Origin of the sequence: Pengzhenrongella frigida, from assembly GCF_004168625.1 — a bacterium.
GTDB classification, from domain to species: domain Bacteria; phylum Actinomycetota; class Actinomycetes; order Actinomycetales; family Cellulomonadaceae; genus Pengzhenrongella; species Pengzhenrongella frigida.
On the sequence record NZ_SDWW01000003.1, the window covers coordinates 142,069 to 151,432 of the forward strand.

Annotated in this window: 8 protein-coding genes; 6 read left to right on the forward strand and 2 right to left on the reverse strand. The window is 71.7% G+C overall.

Features of this window, described 5'->3' with window-relative positions:
* The first annotated feature begins 78 nt into the window (after nt 1-78).
* Nucleotides 79-786: a GNAT family N-acetyltransferase gene (locus EUA98_RS02140; RefSeq protein ID WP_242511214.1), complete on the forward strand. Its 708-nt coding sequence runs from the start codon at nt 79-81 to the stop codon at nt 784-786.
* Here the strand turns inward: EUA98_RS02140 and EUA98_RS02145 are convergent.
* On the reverse strand, nt 696-1,115 hold the full coding sequence (locus EUA98_RS02145; RefSeq protein WP_130101006.1) for a PaaI family thioesterase: 420 nt from the start codon (nt 1,113-1,115) through the stop codon (nt 696-698). The genes EUA98_RS02140 and EUA98_RS02145 overlap by 91 nt on opposite strands.
* Here EUA98_RS02145 and polA point away from each other — a divergent pair.
* On the forward strand, nt 1,114-3,852 hold the full coding sequence (polA, locus tag EUA98_RS02150) for a DNA polymerase I (protein ID WP_130101007.1): 2,739 nt from the start codon (nt 1,114-1,116) through the stop codon (nt 3,850-3,852). The two genes, EUA98_RS02145 and polA, sit on opposite strands and share 2 nt — an antisense overlap.
* 3 nt (nt 3,853-3,855) lie before the next feature.
* On the opposite strand, the gene EUA98_RS02155 is transcribed toward polA, so the two are convergent.
* Nucleotides 3,856-4,659 (reverse strand): class I SAM-dependent methyltransferase, encoded by an 804-nt coding sequence (locus EUA98_RS02155; protein ID WP_130101008.1) that lies wholly within the window; start codon nt 4,657-4,659, stop codon nt 3,856-3,858.
* 176 nt (nt 4,660-4,835) lie between these two features.
* Here EUA98_RS02155 and EUA98_RS02160 point away from each other — a divergent pair, with 176 nt between their 5' ends.
* The 4 genes from EUA98_RS02160 to coaE all read left to right on the forward strand — a co-directional run bounded on the left by EUA98_RS02160 (nt 4,836) and on the right by coaE (nt 9,225).
* Nucleotides 4,836-5,861: a 6-phosphofructokinase gene (locus EUA98_RS02160; RefSeq protein ID WP_130101009.1), complete on the forward strand. Its 1,026-nt coding sequence runs from the start codon at nt 4,836-4,838 to the stop codon at nt 5,859-5,861.
* A 221-nt stretch (nt 5,862-6,082) separates the two neighbouring features.
* On the forward strand, nt 6,083-7,594 hold the full coding sequence (rpsA, locus tag EUA98_RS02165) for a 30S ribosomal protein S1 (protein ID WP_130101010.1): 1,512 nt from the start codon (nt 6,083-6,085) through the stop codon (nt 7,592-7,594).
* 89 nt (nt 7,595-7,683) lie between these two features.
* Nucleotides 7,684-8,586, forward strand: a complete 903-nt coding sequence (locus EUA98_RS02170) for a siderophore-interacting protein (protein WP_242511215.1) — start codon at nt 7,684-7,686, stop codon at nt 8,584-8,586.
* Nucleotides 8,587-8,598: 12 nt separating this feature from the next.
* Entirely contained in the window at nt 8,599-9,225 is a 627-nt protein-coding gene (gene coaE, locus EUA98_RS02175) for a dephospho-CoA kinase (RefSeq protein ID WP_130101011.1), read from the forward strand.
* Nucleotides 9,226-9,364: the final 139 nt, after the last annotated feature.

Here is a 9,364-nt window from a genome sequence, read left to right on the forward strand (position 1 = left end):
CCGGGCGTCAGCGACGGCGATTGTCATCCCTCCACGCGAAGGAGGCTCATCGACGTGCGTCCAGGTGCCCAGGTCAGGGTGGCAAGTGCCGCCGACCTCTCAGGTTTGGTCGCGCTGTGCCAGGCGGCGCAGACCGAGTCCACCGCGACCAGTCCCGATCCCGTCGTGGTCGACGCCGACGTGCTCCACGACCAGCTCGCCGCGCTCCTCGTCGCCCCCGGCAGCACGATCCTGCTCGGCGTGCTCGACGACGCACCGGCCGGGCTGCTCCTGGCTCGGACCGTCGGACCGGGCCCGTTCTCACCCGACACGGTGCTGCACGTGGAAGCGCTCTACGTGGACGACTCCGCGCGCCGGCGTGGCCTGGGGCATGCCCTGCTCGCCGGTGCGTGTGCGGAGGCGGAGAAGGCCGGGGCGACCCAGGTCTATGCGGTGCACCTGCCCGGGGCGCGCGGCGTGCAGCGCTTCTTCGTCCGGATGGGCTTCGCTCCCGCCGCGGCCCACCGGGTCGTGGCGACGCACACCCTGAAGCGCCGCCTCGCGGGCGAACCGACGGTGACCGGCTCCCGGCGCCGCGGCGCGGCACGCGGGCTGGAAGACCTCATCGCCCGACGGCGCCAGGTGCGTACGGAGACCGAGACCGGTCCGCTCGACCTGCGGGACGTGTCTGCCGCCCTCGCCCGGGAGGCGGCCGATCAGGCCTCCGGTCGCGACTCGATCAGCATGCAGGTCAAACGTGCGGTGGCCAGCCGGCGCGACTCGGAGTCCTCCACCACGACCTCGTAGGTGGCCGTCGTCCGGCCCAGGTGCAGGGCGGTCGCGGTCCCGGTGACGATCCCCGACCGCGTGGACCGGTGATGGGACGCGCTCACCTCGATGCCGACCGCGATCCGCCCCTCGCCCGCGTGCGCCATCGCGGCCATCGAACCGAGGGTCTCGGCGAGCACGACGCTGGCGCCGCCGTGCAGCAGCCCGTACGGCTGGGTGTTCCCGGCGACCGGCATCGTGCCGACCGCCCGAGCCGGGCCCGCCTCGAGGATCTTGATGCCCATGCGTTCGAGCAGCGTGCCGGCGGCGGCGGCGTGCAGGGCCTCTGCGGAATCGGTGTGGGTCATGGCAGATAGGTTGGCACCCGTGAGCGTCAAACCACCACCCGCCGCGCGCCCCACGGCCGCGTCCCCGCCCCGTCTGCTGCTGATCGACGGGCACTCCATGGCCTACCGGGCGTTCTTCGCCCTCCCGGTCGACAAGTTCTCGACCTCGACCGGGCAGCCGACGAACGCCGTGTACGGCTTCACGTCGATGCTCGCCAACCTGCTCCGCGACGAGGTGCCGACCCACGTCGCCGTCGCGTTCGACGCCGGTCGCACCACGTTCCGCACCGAGGTGTACCCCGAGTACAAGGGCACCCGGGACGCGACGCCCGAGCCGTTCAAGGGGCAGGTGCCCCTCATCCGGGAGATCCTCGCCACGCTGCACGTCCCGGTCCTCGAGAAGGTCAACTTCGAGGCCGACGACATCCTCGCCACGCTCGCGGTCCAGGCCCGCGCCGCGGGGATGCAGGTGCTCATCTGCACGGGGGACCGCGATGCCCTCCAGCTCGTCAACGACGACGTCACGGTGCTCTACCCGGTCAAGGGGGTCTCGGAGCTGACCCGCATGACGCCGGCCGTGGTGCAGGCCAAGTACGGGGTACCGCCGGAGCGCTACCCGGACATCGCCGCGCTGGTCGGCGAGACGAGCGACAACCTGCCCGGGATCCCCGGCGTCGGGCCCAAGACCGCCGCGAAGTGGATCCACACCTACGGCGGCCTGGAGGGGATCGTGGCCAGCGCCGACCAGGTGCCGGGCAAGGCGGGGGAGTCGCTGCGCACGAACCTGGACCAGGTGCTGCTGAACCGGCAGCTCAACCGCCTGCTCGTCGACCTCGAGCTCCCGCTCGGGCCGGAGGACCTGGCCGTGCGGCCGTGGGACCGTGAGGCGATGCAGACCGTCTTCGACGCCCTGCAGTTCCGCGTCCTGCGCGAGCGCCTGTTCGCGATGGTGCCGTCCGAGGGTGACGAGACCGGACCGGGGGAGAGCGCCGAGCTGTCCGTCGCGGTTCTGGCGGAGGGTGCGCTCCAAGCCTGGCTGGCCGAGCGGGTCACCCACCGGCTCGGACTCGACGTGCGCGGCTCCGGGGCGGCGTCGGGCGGGGACGCGTGGGGCATCGCGATCGCCGACGGCGCGGGGGAGGCGGTCGCGTTCGACCTCACCGAGGTCATGCCCGTCGACGAGGCGGCGCTCGCGGCCTGGCTCGCGGACCCGAGCGCCCCGAAGGCGGTGCACGCCTCGAAGGAGGCCTGGCACGCGCTGACGGGTCGGGGGTTCACGCTCGCGGGCGTCACGTTCGACACCGAGCTCGCCGCCTACCTCTGCCAGCCCGATCGGCGGGGGTACGAGCTGGCGGACCTCTCCATCGGCTACCTGCACCGCGAGCTGCGCAGCGACGAGGCGTCGTCGGGCGGGCAGGGTGCGCTCGACCTGGAGATGGACGGCTCCGACGAGGGGCGGCGGGCCGCGGTCCGGGCGGCCGCCGTCGTCGAGCTCGCCGAGGTCCTCACCGGGGAGCTCGCCGACCGCGGCGGCTCCGCGCTCCTGGAGTCCCTCGAGCTGCCGCTCGTCGACGTGCTCGCGCGGATGGAGCACGCGGGGATCGCGGCCGACGTCGGCTACCTGTCCGAGCTCGAGAAGCACTTCGACGCGATCGTGGTGGGCGCCGCGGCGGACGCCTACGCGGTGATCGAGCGCGAGGTGAACCTCGGGTCGCCCAAGCAGCTCCAGGAGGTGCTGTTCGACCAGCTGGGCATGCCGAAGACCAAGAAGATCAAGACGGGCTTCACGACCGATGCCGCCGCGCTGACCGACCTGTTCGAGCGCACCGGGCACCCGTTCCTGCAGCACCTGCTCGCGCACCGGGACGCGATCCGGCTGCGGCAGACCGTCGAGGGCCTGCTGCGGTCGGTGGCGGACGACGGCCGGATCCACACCAGCTTCCAGCAGACGATCGCGGCGACCGGGCGGCTGTCCTCGACGGACCCGAACCTGCAGAACATCCCGATCCGGACCGAGGCGGGCCGGCGCATCCGGCGGGCGTTCGTGGTCGGTGCGGGGTACGAGACCCTGCTGACCGCCGACTACAGCCAGATCGAGATGCGGATCATGGCGCACCTGTCCGGCGACGCGGGGCTGATCGAGGCGTTCCGCACGGGTGAGGACCTGCACAACTACGTGGCGTCGCGGGTGTTCACCGTCGGGGTCGACGAGGTCACCCCCGAGATGCGGTCGAAGATCAAGGCGATGTCCTACGGCCTCGCCTACGGGCTGTCCTCGTTCGGGCTCTCCAAGCAGCTGAGCATCGAGGTCGGCGAGGCGGCGAAGCTGATGGAGGACTACTTCTCCCGGTTCGGCGGAGTGCGGGACTACCTCGACACCGTCGTCGACGAGGCCCGGGCCACCGGCTACACCGCCACGATCCTCGGCCGGCGGCGGTACCTGCCGGACCTCACCAGCGACAACCGCCAGCGCCGCGAGATGGCCGAGCGGATGGCGCTCAACGCCCCGATCCAAGGCAGCGCGGCCGACCTGATCAAGGTCGCGATGCTCGGTGTCGACCGCGGGTTGACGACGCGCGGCCTGCGCTCGCGGCTGCTGCTCCAGGTCCACGACGAGCTGCTGCTCGAGGTGGCACCCGGGGAGCGCGAGGAGGTCGAGGCCCTGGTCCGGGCCGAGATGGGCGCGGCGGCCGAGCTCACGGTGCCGCTCGACGTGTCGGTCGGCGTCGGCGAGAGCTGGCACACCGCCGGTCACTGACGATCAGGGGCGGTGGGTGACGAAGATCGCCGTGCCCGGCAGGAGCGCGCCGCGCACGGGGCCCCAGCCGCCCCAGGTGCGGTCGTGCCCGGCGGGCCAGGTGGGCTCGACGAGCCGGTCGAGCAGCAGGCCGGCGCCGACGACGTCGTCCAGGTGGTCGCCCAGCGTGCGGTGGTACTCGGCGTAGACCACGTGGCCCGCCTCGTCGGTCTCGACGTACGGCGTGTGGTTGAAGTACGACCGGGTCGCGGTCAGGCCGCGCTCGCTCGGGTCGTCGGGGAACGCCCACCGGATCGGGTGGGTGACCGCGAACACCCACCGGCCACCCGGGCGCAGCACGCGGGCGACCTCGGCGTGCACCCGACCGGGGTCGGGCACGAACGGGAGCGCACCGAAGGCGGTGAACACGCAGTCGAACGACGCGTCCGCGAACGGGAGCGCGCGGGCGTCCGCCTGCAGCGCGGGGACCACGACGCCCGCGGCGGCGTCGAGCGCGCGGCCGGCCGTGAGCATCCCCGCCGACACGTCCGTGGCCACGGCCCGCGCGCCGTGGCGGCGGAGCCACCGGGTGCACTGCCCGGCGCCGGCCCCGACCTCGAGCACGTCGCGTCCGGCCACGTCGCCGAGCAGGTGCGCGTCGCCCTCCCGCAGGCCCTCCGGGCACCAGCAGAAGTCGGCGTCGCCCAGGAACTCGCCGTGCTCGTCGAGGTACTCGGCGGCATTGGCGTCCCACCAGCCCCGGCCGGCGCGACCGCCGTCGTCGGGCGGGACCGCGCGGAAGCCGGCGAAGGATCGTGAGGAGGCCATGGGGGTAGTTTCTCCCAGTCCGGGGGCCGGACACGCGCACGCGCGGTGGCCCGACCCGGGACCATGGGTCCCGGGGGACACCAGCAGGGTGCCGGTTAGGCTGTCCGGGCCGGTGCGCAGCAGTGTCGCTTCCCCGGAAGGTCCGCAGTGCAACGGGAACGATCGAAGGAGTGCTCATGCGTGTCGGTTTGCTGACTGGTGGCGGTGACGTTCCCGGACTGAATGCGGCGATCCGCGCCGTCGTCAAGCGGGGCGAGGGCGAGCACGGTCACACGATCGTCGGGTTCCGGAACGGATGGCGCGGGGTGGTCGACGGCGACGTCACCCCCGTCTCGCGCCAGCAGATCCGCAACGTGCTGCCGGTGGGCGGGACGATGCTCGGCACCGCGCGCTACCACCCCCGTGCCGAGGACGGTGGCATCGACGCGGTGATCGCCACCTTGGAGCAGGAGCGCATCGACGCCCTGATCTGCATCGGTGGGGACGGCACGCTGCACGCCGCCAGCAAGGTCGCCGAGGCGGGCGTCAAGATCGTCGCGATCCCCAAGACGATCGACAACGACGTCTTCGGCACCGACAAGTCGATCGGCTTCGACACCGCGGTGTGGATCGCGACCGAGGCCATCGACCGGCTGCACACCACCGCAGAGAGCCACAACCGCGTCATGGTGGTCGAGGTCATGGGCCACCACGCGGGCTGGATCGCCGTCACGTCGGCGATCGCCGGTGGGGCCGAGGTCGTGCTGACCCCCGAGGAGCCGTTCGACATCGAGAAGGTCGTCAAGTACCTCAAGCACCGTCACCGCTCGCACGCCAGCTTCTCGATCGTCGTGGTCGCGGAAGGTGCGGTCCCGCTCAAGGGCTCGGCGATGGACTACGAGGTCCCCGTCGGGAAGTTCGGCGAGATCGTCGCCGGCGCCATCGGCGAGCGGGTCAAGAACGAGATCGAGGCCCGCACCGGGTTCGACGCCCGGCTGACCGTGCTGGGCCACGTCCAGCGAGGTGGCAGCCCGACGCCGACCGACCGGATCCTCGGCTCCCGGTTCGGCGTCGCGGCCATCGACGCGATCACCCGGGGCGAGTCCGACGTGATGACCGCGCTGCACGGCGAGAACATCGTGCTCGTCCCGCTGCCCGAGATCGCCGGCAAGATCAAGGTCGTCCCGGCCGACCTCATCGAGGTCGCGCGCACCCTGGCCTGACCCCTGGATCGACTCCTGGACCGAGGGCGTGCGCACGGTCGCTTTGACCGTGCTACAAGGCACCGATAAGATTCACGCCGGTGCTGCACGTCTCCTGACGTCCGCTCACCAAAGATCACATCTTCGGTGCTCTGCACTGTCCTTCAGTGTTCTGCACCGTCGACACATCAGCACTGTCCCTGTCCGCACTAGATCCTGTCCGCATCGGAGCAAACGACTCAATGACCATCTCCACCTCGGCGAAATCCGCCACCCCGCAGGTCGCTATCAACGACATCGGCTCGGCTGAGGACTTCCTCGCCGCCGTTGACGCCACCATCAAGTACTTCAACGATGGCGACATCGTCGAGGGCACCATCGTCAAGGTCGACCGCGACGAGGTCCTTCTCGACATCGGGTACAAGACCGAAGGCGTCATCCCCTCCCGCGAGCTGTCCATCAAGCACGACGTGGACCCCGGCGATGTCGTCAAGGTCGGTGACGTGGTCGAGGCTCTGGTCCTCCAGAAGGAGGACAAAGAGGGCCGGCTGATCCTGTCGAAGAAGCGCGCCCAGTACGAGCGTGCCTGGGGCACGATCGAGAAGATCAAGGAAGAAGACGGCGTCGTCACCGGTACCGTCATCGAGGTCGTCAAGGGTGGACTCATCCTCGACATCGGCCTGCGTGGCTTCCTGCCCGCCTCCCTCGTGGAGATGCGTCGCGTCCGCGACCTCCAGCCGTACGTCGGCAAGGAGATCGAGGCCAAGATCATCGAGCTCGACAAGAACCGCAACAACGTGGTCCTGTCGCGCCGTGCCTGGCTCGAGCAGACCCAGTCGGAGGTGCGCTCGACCTTCCTGCAGACCCTGCAGAAGGGCCAGGTCCGCCCCGGTGTCGTCTCCTCGATCGTCAACTTCGGTGCGTTCGTCGACCTCGGCGGCGTGGACGGCCTCGTGCACGTCTCCGAGCTGTCCTGGAAGCACATCGACCACCCGTCCGAGGTTGTCGAGGTCGGCCAGGAGGTCACCGTCGAGGTTCTCGACGTCGACTTCGACCGCGAGCGTGTCTCCCTGTCGCTGAAGGCGACGCAGGAGGACCCGTGGCAGGCCTTCGCCCGCACCCACGCGATCGGGCAGGTCGTCCCCGGTAAGGTCACCAAGCTCGTCCCGTTCGGCGCGTTCGTTCGCGTCGAGGACGGCATCGAGGGCCTCGTGCACATCTCGGAGCTGGCCGTGCGCCACGTCGAGATCCCGGAGCAGGTCGTCCAGGTCGGCGACGACGTGTTCGTCAAGGTCATCGACATCGACCTCGAGCGTCGCCGCATCTCGCTGTCGCTGAAGCAGGCGAACGAGGGCCTCGACGCCAGCAGCGAGGACTTCGACCCTGCGCTGTACGGCATGACGGCCGAGTACGACGAGGCCGGGAACTACAAGTACCCGGACGGCTTCGACTCGGAGACGAACGAGTGGCGTGAGGGCTTCGACGCTCAGCGTGAGGTCTGGGAGGGCGAGTACGCCAAGGCGCACGAGCGCTGGGAAGCGCACCGCAAGCAGGTTCTCGCGGCCGCGAAGGCGGACCTCGAGGCTGCGAACGGTGGCACCTCCTCGACGTCCAGCAGCTCGTCGAGCAGCTCCTCCTCGACGTCCAGCTCGTCGTCCAGCTACTCCTCGGCCGCTCCGGCCGACGAGGCTGCCGGCACGCTGGCCTCCGACGAGGCGCTCGCCGCACTGCGCGAGAAGCTCACCGGTAACTGATCCACCGCACTGCCCAGCCGGGCCGGTCACCGCAAGGTGCCCGGCCCGGCTGTTTTTTCCCCGTGCGCAGGGCCGGTTAGGGTCGGGTGGTGAATCAGCTCGTGCAGGTCACCCCCACTCCGCCCGGCCGCCCCGCGGGACCGGCACGCCGTCGCGTGCCCCACGCGCTGGCGGTGCGGCGGGTCACGGTCGCGGCGCTCCGGCGGGTCACCCCCGGCATGCTGCGCGTCACGCTCACCGGCCCCGAGCTCGCCGGGCTCGAGGCCAGCGGCCCGAACGACCATGTCAAGGTCTTCTTCCCCGATCCCACGACCGGCGAGCTCGCCGCCCCGACCCTCACCGCCGACGGGCTCCAGCCGCCTGAGCACGGCACGCCGTACCCGCGGGACTTCACGGTGCGGGGCGCGCGCCCCAGCGGCGCGAGAGGGTTCCCCGAGCTCGACCTGGACCTCGTGCTGCACGGGCCTGCCCTGCCCGACGGCGACGACGTCGGCCCGGCCGCGACGTGGGCGGCCCGCGCCGTCGTGGGAGACCCTCTGGTCGTGGCCGGCCCGAAGTCCTCCAAGCTCGTGCCCGAGGGGTTCGACTCCTTCCTGCTCGCCTGCGACGAGACCGCGCTTCCGGCGGCGGCGCGCTGGCTGGAGCTGTTGCCGGCCGGCACCCCCGTGCGCGTGCTCGCCGAGATCTCCTCCGGAGAGGACAAGGCCTATCTGCCGACGCTCCGGCGCGGCGCCGAGGTGCTCTGGTTGCAGCGGCACGGGGAGCTGGGCACCTCGCCGGTGCTCGAGCAGGCGGTCCGGGCCTGCGGTCCGATCGGCGCGCACACCTACGTGTGGGCCGCGGGGGAGGCAGGGTCGCTCGTCGGCGTGCGCCGGTACCTGCGGCGCGAGCTTCGTCTGGCGCCGCGTCAGGTGGAGGTCTCGGGCTACTGGCGGCGCGGGGCCAGCGACTTCGACCACCATGCCCCGATCGACCCGACGGACCCCGACTGACAGGATGGCTCGATGCAGCGCATCGGATTGACCGGCGGGATCGCAGCGGGCAAATCAGTGGTGGCGGGCCGACTGGCGGAGCTCGGGGCGGTCGTCATCGACGCCGACCGGCTCGCGCGCGAGGCCGTCCGCCCCGGGTCGGTGGGGCTCGACCAGGTCGTGGAGGCGTTCGGGCCGGAGATCCTCGCCTCGGACGGCTCGCTCGACCGGGAGGCGCTCGGGCACGTCGTGTTCGCGGACCCGGCAGCCCTCGCCCGGCTCAACGCGATCGTGCACCCGATCGTGCGGCGGCTCGCCGCCGAGCGTGAGGCCGCCGCCGGCGCGGCCGACGCGGGCGCCGTCGTCGTGCACGACATCCCGCTGCTGATCGAGACCGGCCAGGCGCAGGCCTTCCACCTGCTCGTCGTCGTGCACACCCCGGCCGAGCTGCGGGTCCGTCGGCTCATGACCGAACGCGGGCTGACCGAGCAGGAGGCGCGGTCGCGGATCGCCGCGCAGGTGGACGACGAGACCCGGGTCGCGTCGGCCGACGTCGTGCTCGACGGGACGCGGACCGTGGCGGACCTGCAGGCCCAGGTCGACCAGCTCTGGGAACGGCTCCAGCAGGAGCGGGTCGCCGAGGTCGACGCCGCGCCCTGAGCGCCGGCGCACGGAGAGTCGCGGCGCCCGTGCCCCCTGCGCGCCCGGGCCCCGACCGCGCGTGATGCTCCTATAGGTGTCAAGCGGCCTGAAGCCATTGGCGGTAGGCGTCGGCGAGTTCGTCGTCGCGGGTCAGTCC